Raw genomic sequence first — 785 nt, 5'->3', positions numbered from 1 at the left:
AAGATGGTGGCTCGGGACGGAATCGAACCGCCGACACGAGGATTTTCAGTCCTCTGCTCTACCGACTGAGCTACCGAGCCATCTTAAATGGCGGTCCCGACCGGGATCGAACCGGCGATCTCCTGCGTGACAGGCAGGCATGTTAACCGCTACACCACGGGACCATTTGGTTGCGGGGACAGGATTTGAACCTGCGACCTTCGGGTTATGAGCCCGACGAGCTACCAGACTGCTCCACCCCGCGATAATTTAGATACTAACTAAGTTAGATCCATTAATATGAAATTTAATAAAAATGGAGGAGTAAGAGGGATTCGAACCCCCGCGGGCTGTTACACCCCTGTCGGTTTTCAAGACCGATCCCTTCAGCCAGACTTGGGTATTACTCCATTATAAGTGGTGGACCTTGTAGGACTCGAACCTACGACCGGACGGTTATGAGCCGTCTGCTCTAACCAGCTGAGCTAAAGGTCCTTAAATAAGTAGCGGCGGAGGGAGTCGAACCCACGACCTCACGGGTATGAACCGTACGCTCTAGCCAGCTGAGCTACACCGCCATAATAAGTTAATTTAAGTTTCTTTAAGTGGAGCCTAGCGGGATCGAACCGCTGACCTCCTGCGTGCAAGGCAGGCGCTCTCCCAGCTGAGCTAAGGCCCCATGTTTTAAATGGTCGGGAAGACAGGATTTGAACCTGCGACCCCCTGGTCCCAAACCAGGTGCTCTACCAAGCTGAGCCACTTCCCGTTCAGAATTACAGGTGAAATAATATGGCGCGCCCGAAAGG

8 tRNA genes are annotated in these 785 nt (G+C 53.0%); all 8 read right to left on the bottom strand.

Features of this window, described 5'->3' with window-relative positions:
- Positions 1 to 4: 4 nt before the first annotated feature.
- A tRNA-Phe gene (locus tag ABEY15_RS24280) sits at positions 5 to 80 on the bottom strand.
- An 8-nt stretch (positions 81 to 88) separates the two neighbouring features.
- A tRNA-Asp gene (locus ABEY15_RS24275) sits at positions 89 to 164 on the bottom strand.
- Between the two features lie 3 nt (positions 165 to 167).
- Positions 168 to 244, bottom strand: a tRNA-Met gene (locus ABEY15_RS24270).
- 52 nt (positions 245 to 296) lie between these two features.
- A tRNA-Ser gene (locus tag ABEY15_RS24265) sits at positions 297 to 389 on the bottom strand.
- Positions 390 to 397: 8 nt separating this feature from the next.
- Positions 398 to 474, bottom strand: a tRNA-Ile gene (locus ABEY15_RS24260).
- 9 nt (positions 475 to 483) lie between these two features.
- Positions 484 to 557: transfer RNA gene (locus ABEY15_RS24255), tRNA-Met, on the bottom strand.
- Between the two features lie 28 nt (positions 558 to 585).
- Positions 586 to 658: transfer RNA gene (locus tag ABEY15_RS24250), tRNA-Ala, on the bottom strand.
- A 10-nt stretch (positions 659 to 668) separates the two neighbouring features.
- Positions 669 to 745, bottom strand: a tRNA-Pro gene (locus ABEY15_RS24245).
- Positions 746 to 785: the final 40 nt, after the last annotated feature.

The sequence above is a fragment of the Gottfriedia acidiceleris genome (genome assembly GCF_050457485.1).
GTDB lineage: Bacteria > Bacillota > Bacilli > Bacillales > Bacillaceae_G > Gottfriedia > Gottfriedia acidiceleris_D.
This window is presented reverse-complemented; position numbering and strand designations above follow the sequence as displayed.